This is a genomic window from Actinophytocola xinjiangensis (assembly GCF_001921215.1).
GTDB classification, from domain to species: Bacteria; Actinomycetota; Actinomycetes; order Mycobacteriales; family Pseudonocardiaceae; genus Actinophytocola; species Actinophytocola xinjiangensis.
In genome coordinates this window covers 31399-45542 of the sequence record NZ_MSIF01000031.1, presented here as the reverse complement: position 1 = coordinate 45542, position 14144 = coordinate 31399, and the positions used below count along the sequence as shown (strand labels likewise).

The window sequence follows — 14144 nt, the reverse complement described above, 5'->3', positions numbered from 1 at the left end:
ACGTCAGGACGGGTTCCCCTCCGGGCAGCAGGTTGAGCCCATCGGCCAGCCCCCGGTCACCACCGTGTCGACCCGCTGGTCGGGCGCCTCGGTGCGCAGCACGTCCTGCCCCCCGACGGCGATCGCCCCCGCCGAGAGCGCGACCCCGGCCAGCGCCGCGATGCGCAGGCTCGCCGCCCGGGTGCCGCGACGGGCGGTGCCCTGGTTGTCCTCCATGGTTGTCCTTTCGTCGTTACCTGTGGAAATCAGTGGCCGGCCGGCGTCGGCTCCAGCATCAGCACCGACGGGACCTGGTGCGGGAAACCCAGCCGCAGCAGGCCGTAGCCGATGCCGGCGAGCCCGGTCAGCAGCCCCGGGGTCGGCACGCCGTCGGGGGTGGCGCAGCGCGGGCCGTCGCGGCGCACCCGGGCCAGGACGGCGCCGGCGTCGCGGTGCGGGAACGGCGTGACCCGGCCGTCGAGGCGGCCGAGCTCGCCGTGGCACAGCGACAGGTCGGGCGTCGCCGGCGGGTCCGGGCACCACCACGACGGCCCGCCGGGGCGGGTCGTGGCCGTCCCGGTGACCACGGCGATCGCGTGCGCCTGGGCGTCGTCGCCGCCGGTGAGCCGGGCGGCGCAGCGGCGGGCGAGGTCACCGGCCCGCTGGCAGTCGATCTCGGTGTCGACGGCGTGCAGGGCGGCCGCGCACCCGGCGAGGCCGTAGGCCCAGCCAGGGTCGGGGTCCAGGGTCGCGGCCTCCCCGGCGAGCGGGACCGCCAACCTGGCCCAGCCGGCGACCTCGGGGTCGCCGGTGAGCGTGGCGAGCCGAGCCAGCGCGTAGGCGATGCCGCCGAACCCGTGGAGGCCGGCACCGACGGCCGCGATCTGCTCGTGCTGGCCACGCAGCGCGCCCAGCACCGCCGGGACGGGCGTGAGGGCGCGCCGGGCGACGTCGGCGTAGCGCCGCACCCCGCTGGTGCGGGCCAGCTGGGCGAGGAACAGCGCGACCCCCGAGTACCCGTGGGCCAGGCCGACTCCCAGGGGCAGCACCAGGAACCGGTCGTCGGTCACCGGTTCCAGGCCCAGCCAGTTGACCCGGTCGGTGCCCAGCGCGGTGGAGGTCACCAGGTCGCCGATGGTGCACGCGGCGGAGAGCAGCTCGTCGGTGCCGGCGACCGTGCCGGGGGCCGGCGCGGCGACCGGCTCCGGCCCGGCCACGGCTGTGCGGCGGCTGGCCAGCGACGCGGCGACCACCCACTGCTGGTCGCGCCGGTCGAGGTCGTCCACCTCGGCCAGCGCGGCCAGCACGTCGTCGAGCCCCGACCGTTCCACCACGTCCGGCACGCGCACGCCGGTGCTGGTCAGCACGTCGCGCCCGCCCGGGGTGGTGGTGAACAGTGGGATGTCGCCGGCGAGCAGGTCGTCGACCTCGTGGCCGGCCAGCGGCCCGTCGGTGCCCGCGCGCAGCACGCGTTCCACGTCGGCCATGGCGTGTTCCGGGCGGGTGGCGTCGGCCAGCAGCGCCGCGTAGTGCCGGGTCGGGCGGGGCACCACGCGCACCGGGACGTCCGCCCCGGCGTGCAGCAGCGCGGTGAACTCGGTGCGGTGGCGGCGAATCGCGTCGTGCACGGCGCCGAAGCCGGCGAGCACCGCGTCGGCGTGGTCGGCGGCCTCGACCGGCCGGCCGGCCCACTCCGGCCGGTTCGCGCCACCCAGGACCCGGCCCTCGCGCGCCACCGGGCGCATCCGGTCGGTGCCGGCGTCGGCCCACTCGGTGACCGCCGCCGACGTCGGCTGGCCGGGGTCGCCGCCGACCCCGGAGACGTCGGTGAGGCCGTGCCGGCCGGCGAGCGCGGGCAGCAGACCCGTGCGGGCCACCGAGTTCCCCAGCGCGACGACCGCCGGGTCGGGGTGCGCGGGCCCGAACCTGGGGTGGCACAAGGTTTCCACGTCCACCAGCAGCGGCTGGTCGCCCCGGGCGATCAGGTTCTGGTAGTGCAGGTCGGTGGCGCGCAGCAGGTGGGTCAGCGCGACCAGGCCACCGAGGCGGCGGTGGTAGACGGTGGCCCGCGCCGCCCCCGACAGCGGCGCGGGTTCCACGAACGCCGTCCAGCCGTGCTCGCCGCCGGACACGGCCTCGACGGTGGCCAGGTCGAGACCGGGCACGATCTCGTTGACGAACCCGACGAGCCGGGTGAACCACAGGTGCGCGGCGACCCCGCGCGGCTGGTACACGACCCGCGACCCGTCGGCCAGCTCGACCAGGCTGGTCGACCGGCCGCCCCGGTGCCGGTCCCCGAGCCCGGGCCGCACCGCGACCACGCCGGGCCGTTGGCCGCCGAGCAGCGCGCCGGCCAGCCGGTCCCGGTCGGCGGCGAAGTGGGTGAGCAGTTCGGCGGTGGTGTCGGTGGCGGCGGTGGCGCGCCGGGCCAGCCGCCGGGCGAGCACCGGGTAGGCGGCCATCAGGTCCAGCGCGGCCGCCGGCCGCGCCAGCCGGTCGACGAAGTCGAGGAACCGGGCGCGCGGGTCCGGCCCGTCGAGTTCGGCCTGTCCCAGCTCACGGACGAGGGCGGGTGTGGCGGCGGTGACCAGCCGGCGCGACAGGTCGGCGGAGAACGCGGCCAGCAGCCCGGCACGGTCGGCGACCGCGCCGGCCACGCCGCGCAGCGCGTCGTCGAGCCGGCCGGTGGCGTGCGCGGTCAGCGGCGCCAGGATCCGGGCGAGGTCGTCGGTCCACGCGCCGGGCGGGGCCGGGCCGAACGCGGCGCCGGTGAACGCGTCGGTCACCGTCAGCGCCCACGCGGGCGCCCGCGCCAGGCCGCGTTCGGCGTCGGTGAGCGCGGGCGCCCACCAGTGCGCCGGGGACGCGGGGACCTGGCCGGCGCGCGGGACGACGTCGGGGACCGGCATGCGAGGAATGCTCACACACGGCCGGCGGGCTGGCATGGGTAACGATCACCACCATTTACGCCGTTCGCCCCTGTGCCGGCGGTGGCGCCACCCGCGCCGCCACAGCCCGGAACCGCCCGTTCACCCCCGGTTCCGCGTCGGCCCGCGACCGTTCTATGGGGGTGAATCACCCATGCCACCCCCTGCCCGGCCCGCGCCGGTTCGCCGCCCCGGCGCAAAGTCGGGTACCCGCACCTGATGCCGCAGGTCAGCGCGCCGGGGTTGACTGCGGGGCGTTCTGGGGCGGGGAAGGTGAAATCTCGTGGAGTTGCGGGTACTGGGGCCGGTCGAGGTGTGCGGTGCTGGCCAGCGATTACGGTTGGACGGCCCCAAGCAGCGGACCCTGCTGGCCGCGCTGGTGCTGTCCAGAGGACATCCGGTGACCGACGACCGGCTGTGCGCGTTGCTGTGGGGCGACAACCCGCCGGCGACTGTCGGCGCGCAGCTGTGCAACTACGTGTCGCGGCTGCGCAAACTTCTGGCCGGCGGCGCGGTGATCGAGCGGCGGGCCGGCGGCTACGCGCTGCGCGCCGGCACCGCCCTGGTCGACTGCGAGGAGTTCGAGCGGCTGGCCCAGGTCGGCCGGCACGCCCTGCGCGCCGGCCGCGACGAGGAGGCCGCCGAGACGCTGCGCTCGGCGCTGGCCCTGTGGCACGGCCAGGCCCTCGGCGGCGTGCTGGACAGCCTGGCCGACGCCGAGGCCGACCGCCTGCACACCGTGCGCCTGGCGGTGCTGGAGGACAGGATCGCCGCCGACCTGCGGTTGGGCCGTCACGCGTCCCTGGTCGGCGAGCTGGTGCCGCTGGTGGCCGACAACCCGCTGCACGAGGGCCTGCGGGCCAGGCTGATGCACGCCCTGGTCGCCTGCGACCGCCGGGCCGACGCGCTGGAGGTCTACCACCAGGGCCGCCGGCTGCTCGCCGACGAACTGGGCATCGACCCTGGCCCGGCGCTGCGGGCGGTGTTCCACCAGGTCCTCGACGAGCGCCCGACCCCGGTCACCGGCGGCTGGAGCGGTGTCCAGCCGGCGATGCTCCCGCCCGAGGTGACCGCGTTCCACGGCCGCGCCGACGAACTACGCCGCATCAGCGAGGTCCTCGGCTCCGGCGACGGCCCCCGACTGGTGTCGCTGACCGGCATGGCCGGCGCCGGCAAGACCGCGCTGGGTCTGCGCGCCGCCCACGCCGCCCGCCCCGCCTTCCCCGACGGCCAGCTCTACGTCGACCTCGGCGGGACCAGCGACCGGCCGGTCGACCCCGGCGACGTGCTCGGCTGGTTCCTCAGAGGACTGGGCAACCCCGAGCCCACGATCCCGCGCGGCACCGTCGAGCGGATGCACCTGTACCGCAGCCAACTCGCCGGCCGCCGCATGCTGGTGATGCTCGACAACGTCGCCGACGACAACCAGGTCCGCCCCCTGCTCCCCGGCGAGGCCGGCTGCCGCGTCATCGTCACGTCCCGACGCCCGGTGGCGGTGGAGATGGCCAGAACCGTCGGCCTGGGCCAACTCGGCGAACACGAGGCGCTGGCCCTGTTCGCCGAAGTCGTCGGCCCCGACCGGGTAGCGGCCGAATCGGTGGCCGCCGGCCAGATCATCCGCCTCTGCGGCCGGCTGGCCCTGGGCCTGCGGGTCGCCGGCGCCCGCCTCGCCGCCAGACCCCACTGGTCCCTCAGCCGCTTCGCCGCCCGCCTCCGCGCCGAGAACTGCTGCCTTGACGAACTACGCATCGGCGGGCTCGACGTGCGCCGCAGCATCGACCACAGCTACCGCGACCTCACCGAACGCGGCCAGACAGCCCTGCGCAGACTGTCCCTGCTCGAACCAGCCGGCTTCCCCGGCTGGGCCCCCGCCGCCCTGCTCGGCCTCTCCCGAACCACCGGCGAAGAGATCACCGAGCAGCTGGTGGACGCCCGGGTCGTCCAGGTGGCGCCGGACCGGTACCAGCTCCACAGCCTCGTGCGGGTCTTCGCCCGCGAACTCACCGACCCCAGCGACCGCGCCGCAGCCGCCCTCGCCAACACCCCCGCCTGACCACACCGAATCCATCGAGGATCCCGCTCTTCTTGTGATGCCTGGCCGAACTCCATGCCTCAGGTGGAGGCGGCGCCGTCGACGACGAGGACCTGGCCGTTGATGTTGGTGTTGTGGAGTAGGAGCATGCGGACGACGGGAAGCACGTCCTCGGGGTGATGAGGTGGCCGGTGGGGGTGGTCAGGATTCCTAAAGCTGATCTGGAAAATTACTTCGGCGAGCACGTACAAAACTATGACGGTGTCGGTAATGCTGAATTGGCGGCCCCGAAATCGGTGTTCACGTTTGACCATGTACCCGCGAAGTTTGGAAGACAACTGATGGACGGTCAGCTGACTGGGTATGAGCAAAGCCTCATTGGCAAGACGGTCGAAGGGCGGGTTGAGGCCGTGTTTCGTTGGGGTGTAATCGTGGATTTGGGACTGTCCCGCGTTGGCCTGATCGACGCCTTGTATATCGATGATGGGGACAAGTACGAGGTAGGAGAGCGTGTTAACTGTCGATTGGCGCTCTTTGATGAAGCTAAGAACAAATTCATCCTTTGGTCGCCGGGAAAGATTCCTATTGCGGTGCGGTTGGCTCTGAAAATCGACCTATAGGTCATAGCAACTATGCCAACCGCTCACCGCGTCGACCGATGTCCACAGCAACGCGCTTGCGTACTGGTACGACTCGCTGGGTCGCCAGGCCGCGCTGCACCATGACTCGCCGGCCGGTGATCGTTTGGCGGTTCGCCAGTTTGGATTGCCTTGATGAGGTTTGCTGCTCATCGACACGTAGGCACCGGACACCGGGGCAGGCGCACGGCGGTCAGACGGCCGTCTTCCTCGGCGCGGCGGCGTTGCCGAGTGACGGTGGCCTCGGGGATCGTGGTGAGGCGGCGGAACAGTGGATCGACGTCGGCCAGCTCGGAGACCTCCGCCGCGCAGGTGTACGGCGCGTGGGCGGCACCCTGGCCGGGGAAGGGCTCAGGCGCAGTCAGATCTCGACCCGTCGGTTCACGTTGTAGTACAGCGTGATGTCTTCGGGAGCGTGCAGGCGATAGTCCTCGCCGTCGACGCTGACCACGCAGACCCAGTGGGGCGGAGCTGAGTCGGGCGCGGCGAGAATGAAGGGACCCTGTCCGTTGATACCCCACACGGTGGCGCCCAGGCCCACGGCGTGACCATCCTTGGTGCGGTAGGTAGCCATACGCCAAGTCGTACCACGGACAGGGTGACACCGGAGGAGTTGGCACATAGGGGCCACGCGGTCACGTTGGGCCGGCAGCGGTACGGGAACACTCCGGCTGTGGACGATCAATGTTCGATGAAGGAGAAGGAGAAAATCGGGAGAGTTCACTATGCTGTTGATGACGTGAACTGCGTTCAACCGGTCTGAACTGTCCTGCTTTGCGCAGTGGTCCTGCGTTCTTGCTGGTCAGCTATTGTGGTAACGGCGCTGGGGTCAAGGGGTCGCAGGTTCAGATCCTGTCAGCCCGACGGTTGTGAAGGGTCCGCTGGTTCTGCCCGATGTTTGTCCAGGTCAGTGAGTCTTTTGCTGCCTGGGTGTTGATCTCGTTGGACTGTCTGTTGTGGTCTGAATGACGATCGACAGGGGTCAGGAAGGGGAAATCAGGAGGCGATCATGGTTGGTCTTGACAGATGGCAGCCCTCACCTGTCACAGGAAGCTCCGCAAACTCACCACATGAGACACGCTCCAAGAATGGTCACAGTAAGCCGCCACGCGAAAACCGCAAAAATGGGGTCAAGGAGGTCGGTAATGAACAAGTTGTCTGCGACTCAGTACCTTGAGAGGTCGGGATGGTTTCCGGGTAGACGCGTCGAGATAGATCGTGATTTGAAGGCATTCCGAGATGAAGAATGTGAGACTTTTGATCAAGTCACGGAATTCCTCCGAGAGTTTTCAGGGTTAACTATCGGCTTTATGCGGTATGGAAGTCCGGATGAACTGTGGTTCGCGGCCGATCGAGCTTGTGAATCAGTTTCACTGGCATGGGCAGAAGATTACTCGCAACGAGTGGGGGTGGCCATGTTGCCGGTCGGTGCCGCATATCGAGAATATCTCACGATATTGATCGATGAGAACGGAGCATTTTATGGTGGATTTGACGATGAGTTTGGATCATTGGGTGTGGGTGTGCTGGAGATGGTGGACAACATAGTTCAGAACCGAGGATTCATTGACCGTTTCTGACCTGCCAAGATCAACCATCGGGAGGGCGGTCGAGCAGGTGAGGGTGGATACTCCTTCCAGGGGCGGACGGTCAGCTGGTGAGGAGGGAGGTGGCCAGTGCTTCTCGGTCTATTTTTCCGTTGGTGGTCAAGGGAAGAGAGGGGATGGAGCGGCAGGTCGGGGGGATCTTGTAGGGCTCGATCTCCTCGGCCATGCGGGTCAGGACCGTTTCCGGGGGCAGGTCGGTGACGACGAACAGGACGGGGTGGCGGCGGTCGGGGCCTGGTGGGACGACGGCGGCCGCGGTGACGCCGTCGATGCGGCGGGCGGCGGCCTCGACCTCGGTGGCGCTCACGCGGTAGCCGGCCGACTTGTACAGGTCGTCGCGGCGGCCGTCGAAGTAGAGGTAGCCGTCGGGGTCGAGCCAGCCGTAGTCGCCGGTGTGTAGTTGGGGGAACAGGTTGTCCGCGAGGCGGAAGCGGTGGGCGGTCAGGTCGGGGCGGCGCCAGTAGCCGGCCATCACATGCGGGCCGCGGACGACGATCTCGCCGATCTCGCCTGGGGGGAGAGGAGCGCCGTGGTCGTCGAGGATGAGGATCTCGGTGCCGGGGAGGGCGACGCCGCACGCACCGGGGCGGCGGAGGTCCTCGTCGGCCGGCATGATCGTGGCTCGTTTGCATTCGGTGAGGCCGAACATGAGGCGCACCCGCAGCGATGGCAGCTGGGCGCGGAGCCGGGCGAGAGTGTCCTGGTGCATCGCCGCGCCGGTGTTGGTGACCAGCCGCAGCGGGAGGTCGGCTCCGTACCGTTCGAGCATCGTCGCCAGGTTGTCGGCCAGGGACGGGACCGCCGGCAGCACCGTCGCGCGGGAGCGGCGGAGGTTCGCCAGCAGGATCGGGCCCAGGTCGCCGGGCGAACCGACGGACACGTGCGCGCCGGCCACCGCCGCCAGGAACAACTGGTACAGGCCGTAGTCGAACGACAGGGGCAGCTGCAGCCACACGACGTCGTCGGCGCGATAACCCAGGACCTCGGCGATCGCGTGGGTGGCGAACAGCAGCTGCGCGTGGGTCGACACCACCGCCTTGGGCAGGCCGGTGCTGCCCGACGTGTAGATCAGACACACCGGGTCCACGGCGATCGCCCGGTCCGGCGGCGCGGCGGGGAACGGGCACGCCAGGTCCTCGGGGGAACGCACCGGGACACCGAGCGTCGCGGCGAGGTCGGCGGCGTCCTCGTCGGCGGTCACCAGCAGGGCCGGCTCGGCGTCGGTGAGGACGTGGCGCAGCGCCGCGCCCCGCACCTGCTCGTGCAGCACGACGAACGCGGCGCCGGCGCGGGAACACCCGTACACCAGCGCCACCAACGGCAGCGACGACGGCAGCAGCGCGACCACCCGATCACCCCGACGCACCCCCGACGCCACCAACGCCGACGCGGCCGACCGGCTCGCGTCAGCCAGCTCGGTGTAGCTCAGGGTGTGCCCGGCGGCGGTGACCGCCGGCGCGTGCGGGGTCCGACGCTCGGCGTCGTCCAGCAGATGGTGCAGCAGACGGGGGTTCATTTGATCGCCTCGAAAATCGACAGGCACAGGTAGCCCAACTCGGGGTCGTACTCGACGGCCACCACCGGGCCGGGCGGCGGATCGGCCAACACACCGGCCAGCCGCGACCACACCGCCGTACACCACTGGCCACCCGGCGGAGAGTTCCGTGTGGGCTCGGCGAGAGCCGGCCCGACGGCCCGCCCAGCGCCCACGACGGCTGTCGCGCCGGTGAAGGGTGCGGGGGAGGTCAGGGCCTGTTCGACACCGGGGCCGAGGATGACGGTGGCGTCAGGGGTGTGGGCCAGTTCGGTGGTGAGGGTCTGGGTGAGCCGTTCGCGGCCGACGCCGGTCAGTTGGCGTACCAGTGGCGGAGGTGTGCGGCCGTCGCGGGTGAACAGGAGACCGACGGCGTGGTCGGTGGTGGAGTCCACGGTGGACAGCGCCGGGTCGGGGTAGGGGATGGTGCCCTGGTCGACGACCAGGACCGCGATCCGCTCGTACTGGGCGGCGAGAGTGGCCGCCACCCGCAGGGCGGCGAACGGGGTGGTGCGGCCCTGCTCGCTCACCGCGAAGATCAACGGCTCGCCGGGCAGCCGCTGCTCCAGGTACCCGGAGATCGACACGGTCATGTCGTAGTCGGGCAGGGCGTGCGCGATCACCACCGCGTCCGGGTCCTGGCCGGCGCACAGGTCGGTGAGCAGCCGCAGGCACATCGACGCGTAGCCGTTGTGGTTGCCGGGCACGGGGCCGTCCACCACGGCCACCCCGTGCGGGGCGCAGCGTTCGACGAACAGGTCCAGGAAGCCGGCGAACGGTTCGGTCGCCGACGACGGGCCGAACGTGCGGTGGCGGATCGTGTCCAGGCGGAGCACGTACTTCTCCTGTCGGTCAGTGCTGGAGGACCATGGCCGAGAACGTCGCGCCCAGCCCGACGCTGACCATCAGGTAGTGGTCGCCGGGGCGCAGGCGGCCGGCCGCGGTCGCGTCGGTGTGGTTGACGAACGTGTCGGCGCAGAAGCAGTGGCCGGTCCTCGGGATGTTGTCCAGCCACACCCGGTCGAACGGCAGACCCAGCTGGTTGCACAGCCTCGTCCAGGACACCCGGTTCACGTTGTGCGGCAGGATCAGGGCCAGGTCGTCGAGGGTGAGTCCGGCCGCGTCGACCGCCTCGGTGATGATGGCCGCCAGGCCCGCCGGGTACTGCTCGCCGAACGCGGTGGCCACCTCGCCGCTGACGGCTGTCAGCTCGTGGAACCGGCCGTCGGTGCGCGAGGCGTAGGCGACCAGGCGGTCACGCGGGCCGTCCAGACCGACCAGGCACGCCGCCGACGACTCGCCCATGATCGTCGCGGCCAGCATGAACCTGGCGACGTGCCGGTAGGTCTTCTCGCCGGTCAGGACCAGCGCCAGCGCGGACGGGTCGCCCTGCGCGGCCAGCAGCCGCGCGGCGAGGTCCACCGCCAGCAGCCCCGACGCGCACGCGTGCTGGCTGACGCCGAACGCCGTGGCGTGCCCGAGCCCGAGCTTGCCGACCGCCTGGTGCAACGGGTTGACCGAGTACGGCCCGGTCGGCTCGATCGTCCTCGCGTGCAGCACGAACCGGACACGATGTTCGTTGCCGCGCAAGGATTCCAGCGCTCCGGCGGCCGCGCACAGCAGATCCACCTGGTGGGCGGCCGGGTCCCAGCGCACCCGGTCCAACCCCAGGAACCGGCGGTAGCGGCGCTGCTCCTGGGGACTCAACCCCAGCGGCACCGCCGCCTCCTCGACGGTGACACTGGTGTCCGGCACGTACGCCGCGACCTCCACCAGACTGGCCACCGGCTCACCCGGCCCAGGTCGAGTCCTCACCGACATACCCACGCTCCCTCGGACGATCTCCCGCGCGACGCGCCGCCGCCGGACCTGGCTGGTGTCCTCCTAGGTGGCATGCCAGACGCTTCCTCGGACGATGCCCTGGGCGGCGTGAAGTCGTTGGATCTGGCTGGTGCCTTCCATGAACTCGAAGGCACGCACGTCGCGGCACCACTTCTCCAGCAACGGGTGGGTGACCAGCGCGGCCGGCCCGAGCAGTCGGGGCAGGGTGCGGGCGACGTCCAGCGCGACCCCGGTCGCGGTGAGTTTCGCGAGGGACGCGGCCGGGGCGGCTGACTCGCGGTCGTGATCGGCTTCGGCGGCGGCGCGCAGGACGAGGGCTTCGGCGGCGCGGATGTTGGCGTGGGCGTCGTCGAGGGTCGGGCTACTGGGGTGGTGGTCGGCGACGAGGTCGTGGATGGCGAACGCGGTGCCCACGGCCAGCGCCGCCACCTGCACCCGCACGGCGGTGAACACCTGCGCGATGCTCCACATCCCCCGGCGCAGCGGGCTCAGGTGCGCGCCGAGCAGGTCCCGCTCCTCGACGGGCACGCCGTCGAACTCCAGCTCGCTGATCTGCGCGCCGCGCAGGCCCAGCATGTCCAGCGGGCGGGTGCGCGCGCGGGCGGTGTCGAGCAGGACCGCGCGCAGCGCCAGCGGGCTCGGGCCGGTCCTGGCCAGCACCACGCCGACGGTGCCCCGGTGGCCGTTGCCGATGTAGCGCTTGGTGCCGTACAGGCGGTACCGGCCGTCGGTGTCGCGGCGCAGCTCGGTGCGCAGCCGGGTGGCGTCCGAACCGACGTCCGGTTCGGTGATCGCCAGGTACGCCCAGGTGCGTCCGCCGGCGACGGCCGCGCGCAGGCGTTCGCGCTGCTCGTCGTCGCCGAGCTGGGCCAGCACCCGCCCGGCCAGCGCCGGGCCGGGCGCGGCCAGCACCATGCCGGCGTCGCCGCGGGCCAGCTCGATCAACGCGGCGGCGGAATCCTTGCCGGACAACATGATGGGGTCCAGCTCGGCGACCGCGCGCAGGGCCTCGTCGGCGGCGATCGCCTCGGTGTCGTGGGGGGCGGCGTCCAGCGCCAGCGCGCCGGCCCGCAGCGCCCGGCCGATCTCACGCCAGTCCGACATGGTCACTCCAGGTGTCGTGCACCAGCTCGGCGAGGTAGAGGCAGCGCACCGGGTGGTCGCGCAGGTAGCCGGACGCGCCGAACAGCACGCTGGTCGCCCAGCCGGCGCGGTCCAGCGTCGCGTGCAGGGCGGCGGTGGACGTGCCGGTGCCCAGTCCCTGCCAGCACAGGGCGAGCGTGGCGGTGAGGTCGGCCAGCTCGCCGCGCAGCACCGGGTGGTCCACCAGCGGGCGGCCGTCGGCGACGCGGCCGGTCAGGTGCTCGACGGCGGCGCGCAGCATCCGTTCGGTCAGCCCGATCCGCACGGCCGCCAGCAGCCGCACGGCCTCGGGGCAGCTGACACGCTCCGCCCTGACCAGCGCCAGACCCTCCCAGCCGGCCAGCGGGTGGGCCAGCGGCTGGCCGGGATGCCCGGCCGGGACCAGGGTGTGCCCGGCCGGCGCGGGCGCGGGCAGCCCGGAGTCCAGGATCGTGCCGAGCCCGCCGGCCAGGGTGGTGGCCGAGCGGGCCCGGTCGACCAGCGACACGCCTCAGCCCGCGACGTCGGCGGCGGCGGTCATCTCGCCGACGTAGTCGGCGAGGCTGCCCGCGGTCCGGAACACGGCCGGGTCGAGGGTGTCGACGTCGACGCGGAAGCCGAACGTGTCCTCCAGCTCGATCAGCGTCTCCATGATCCCGGTGGAGTCCAGGGCCAGGTCCTCCAGCAGCCGGGTGTCGGCGTCCAACGCCGGCACCTCGTGGCCGGTGACCTTCCCGACGACGATCCGTAACTGGTCGAGTGCCTCGGTGCGGTCCATCAGATCCTCTCCTGAAGGTGGGTGGGAAGTCGTTGCTTGCCAAGGAGTTCCTCGGGCGCGTCGCGTTCGCGTACCAGGTGCGCGACGCCGTCGCGGACGAGCACCTCGGCGGGGAAGCCGTGGCTGAGGAACAGGCCGGGGGAGGCCGTCGGGCCGTAGGCGCCGGAGCGGCCGATCGCCAGCAGGTCGCCCCTGGCCAGCTCCGGCAGCTCGGCGTCCTTGGCGACGGTGTCGTTGGGGGTACACAGTGGACCGGTGAGCTGCCACGGCCCGGTCGGCCCGGTGGCGTCCCGGCCGACCAGTTGGGTGGGGAACGAGCGCTTGACGAACGAGCCGATGCCGACCGCCGCCATGTGGTGGTGGGTGCCGCCGTCGGTGACCGCGAACCGTTGCCCCATCGACGTTTTCACGTACCGCACGCCCACCAGGTACAGGCCGGCGCGGGCGGTGAGGTAGCGGCCGGACTCCAGCAGCAGCCGGGTCGCCGGGTGGTCGCGGCGGAACTCCGCGATCGCGTCGGCCAGGCCGGCGCGCAGCACGTCGAGGTCCGGGTCGTGCTCGCCGGGGAAGTACGCCACGCCCAGCCCGCCGCCGACGTCGACCGCGTCCAGGGCGATCCCGGTGGCGGCGGCGACCCGGCGCGCCAGGTCCAGGACCTGGCGGGTGTTGGCGACCACGTCGGCGGCGTCCAGGATCCGGGTGCCCAGGTAGGCGTGCACGCCGGCCAGGTCCAGCGCCGGGTGGCGGGCCGGCAGGTCGCCGGCGGCCAGCACCTCGTGCTCGTCGATGCCGAACTGGCGGGGCTTGCCGCCCATGGTGAGCCGGGAGCCGCGCGCGGCCGTCGCCGGGTTGATCCGCAGCAGCACCCGCTGGCGGCGGCCCCGGTGGGCGGCCATCCGGTTCAGGTCGGCCAGTTCGGCGAACGACTCGACGACCACCGCGTAGATGCCGGCGTCCAGACAGGCCGCCAGTTCCTCGGCCGACTTGCCGGGGCCCAGGAAGATCACGTCCGCCGGGGACACCCCGGCCAGCAGCGCGGTCCGCAGCTCCACCAGCGAGGACACCTCGGCCCGCGCCCCGGCCCCGGCCAGTGTCGCCACCACCCCGAGGTTCGGGTTGGCCTTGAGGGAGTAGAAGACCTCCAGGGCGGGCGGCAGCGCGGTGCGCAGCTCGGTCAGTGCGCCGGTCAGGCTGGTCGCGTCGTAGGCGAACAGCGGCGTGCCGAACTCGGCGGCGAGGTCGGCACACAGTCGCGAGGTGATCTCGGCGCAGTCATCGAGCGGGCGCACACACGACTCCAGGCATCGGGGGACAACAGCGGGACTCGGCGCGAATCGTGCGCGGCGCGGCTACAGGTTTTCTACAGTCACCGGTCCAGCGGCGGTATAGGAAACCCATAGGTGACCGGCAGAAACTCCGCGGCATGAACCACGACGTGGAACCGGACGCGGTGCTGACGCGGGTCGGTGCGCTGATCCGGGAGCTCGTCCCCGACCTGGGCCAGGACGCGGAGATCGCGCCGGCCGTCACCTTCGAGGCGCTGGGCCTGACGTCCCTGTTGGTGGTGGACCTGGTCGGCTCGGTGGAGGCGGACTTCGACGTGACGATCACCGACCAGCAGCTGGTCGAGCTGCGGCAGGTCGGCGACCTGACCGGCCTGCTGGCCGACCTGCGCGTGGCCTGAC

14 protein-coding genes are annotated in these 14144 nt (G+C 71.9%); 4 read left to right on the top strand and 10 right to left on the bottom strand.

Annotation, left to right across the window (positions count from 1 at the left end; genetic code table 11):
- Window positions 1–3 precede the first annotated feature (3 nt).
- A complete protein-coding gene (locus BLA60_RS36955) occupies window positions 4–216 on the bottom strand; it encodes a hypothetical protein (RefSeq protein WP_075137735.1) in 213 nt (70 codons plus the stop codon).
- Window positions 217–245: 29 nt separating this feature from the next.
- Window positions 246–2888: a type 2 lanthipeptide synthetase LanM family protein gene (locus BLA60_RS36950; RefSeq protein WP_075137734.1), complete on the bottom strand. Its 2643-nt coding sequence runs from the start codon at window positions 2886–2888 to the stop codon at window positions 246–248.
- 301 nt (window positions 2889–3189) lie between these two features.
- On the opposite strand from BLA60_RS36950, the gene BLA60_RS36945 reads away from it, so the two are divergent.
- On the top strand, window positions 3190–4959 hold the full coding sequence (locus BLA60_RS36945; RefSeq protein WP_075137733.1) for an AfsR/SARP family transcriptional regulator: 1770 nt from the start codon (window positions 3190–3192) through the stop codon (window positions 4957–4959).
- 170 nt (window positions 4960–5129) lie between these two features.
- Window positions 5130–5558, top strand: coding sequence for a S1 domain-containing protein (locus BLA60_RS43965; protein WP_154814857.1), 429 nt, complete (start codon window positions 5130–5132; stop codon window positions 5556–5558).
- 379 nt (window positions 5559–5937) lie between these two features.
- On the opposite strand, the gene BLA60_RS36940 is transcribed toward BLA60_RS43965, so the two are convergent.
- Entirely contained in the window at window positions 5938–6150 is a 213-nt protein-coding gene (locus BLA60_RS36940; RefSeq protein ID WP_075137732.1) for a hypothetical protein, read from the bottom strand.
- A 571-nt stretch (window positions 6151–6721) separates the two neighbouring features.
- On the opposite strand from BLA60_RS36940, the gene BLA60_RS36935 reads away from it, so the two are divergent.
- Window positions 6722–7156, top strand: coding sequence for an SUKH-3 domain-containing protein (locus tag BLA60_RS36935; RefSeq protein WP_075137731.1), 435 nt, complete (start codon window positions 6722–6724; stop codon window positions 7154–7156).
- Window positions 7157–7226: 70 nt separating this feature from the next.
- Here the strand turns inward: BLA60_RS36935 and BLA60_RS36930 are convergent, their stop codons facing one another.
- From BLA60_RS36930 to BLA60_RS36900, 7 genes are all read right to left on the bottom strand, one after another.
- A complete protein-coding gene (locus tag BLA60_RS36930) occupies window positions 7227–8699 on the bottom strand; it encodes a class I adenylate-forming enzyme family protein (RefSeq protein ID WP_075137730.1) in 1473 nt (490 codons plus the stop codon).
- Window positions 8696–9553, bottom strand: coding sequence for a hypothetical protein (locus BLA60_RS36925; protein ID WP_075137729.1), 858 nt, complete (start codon window positions 9551–9553; stop codon window positions 8696–8698). The genes BLA60_RS36930 and BLA60_RS36925 overlap by 4 nt, the downstream gene beginning before the upstream one ends.
- 16 nt (window positions 9554–9569) lie before the next feature.
- Window positions 9570–10502, bottom strand: coding sequence for a 3-oxoacyl-[acyl-carrier-protein] synthase III C-terminal domain-containing protein (locus BLA60_RS36920; RefSeq protein WP_211288981.1), 933 nt, complete (start codon window positions 10500–10502; stop codon window positions 9570–9572).
- 99 nt (window positions 10503–10601) lie between these two features.
- On the bottom strand, window positions 10602–11663 hold the full coding sequence (locus BLA60_RS36915; RefSeq protein ID WP_075137727.1) for an acyl-CoA dehydrogenase family protein: 1062 nt from the start codon (window positions 11661–11663) through the stop codon (window positions 10602–10604).
- Window positions 11647–12189, bottom strand: a complete 543-nt coding sequence (locus BLA60_RS43960; protein ID WP_075137726.1) for an acyl-CoA dehydrogenase family protein — start codon at window positions 12187–12189, stop codon at window positions 11647–11649. Before BLA60_RS43960 ends, BLA60_RS36915 begins: the two co-directional genes overlap by 17 nt.
- Window positions 12190–12192: 3 nt before the next feature.
- Window positions 12193–12459: an acyl carrier protein gene (locus BLA60_RS36905; RefSeq protein ID WP_075137725.1), complete on the bottom strand. Its 267-nt coding sequence runs from the start codon at window positions 12457–12459 to the stop codon at window positions 12193–12195.
- Window positions 12459–13748 carry a type III PLP-dependent enzyme gene (locus tag BLA60_RS36900; RefSeq protein WP_245812423.1) on the bottom strand — a complete coding sequence of 430 codons (1290 nt, stop codon included), beginning with the start codon at window positions 13746–13748 and terminating at the stop codon, window positions 12459–12461. Before BLA60_RS36900 ends, BLA60_RS36905 begins: the two co-directional genes overlap by 1 nt.
- 134 nt (window positions 13749–13882) lie before the next feature.
- On the opposite strand from BLA60_RS36900, the gene BLA60_RS36895 reads away from it, so the two are divergent.
- Window positions 13883–14143 carry an acyl carrier protein gene (locus tag BLA60_RS36895; protein ID WP_075137724.1) on the top strand — a complete coding sequence of 87 codons (261 nt, stop codon included), beginning with the start codon at window positions 13883–13885 and terminating at the stop codon, window positions 14141–14143.
- Window position 14144 lies beyond the last annotated feature (1 nt).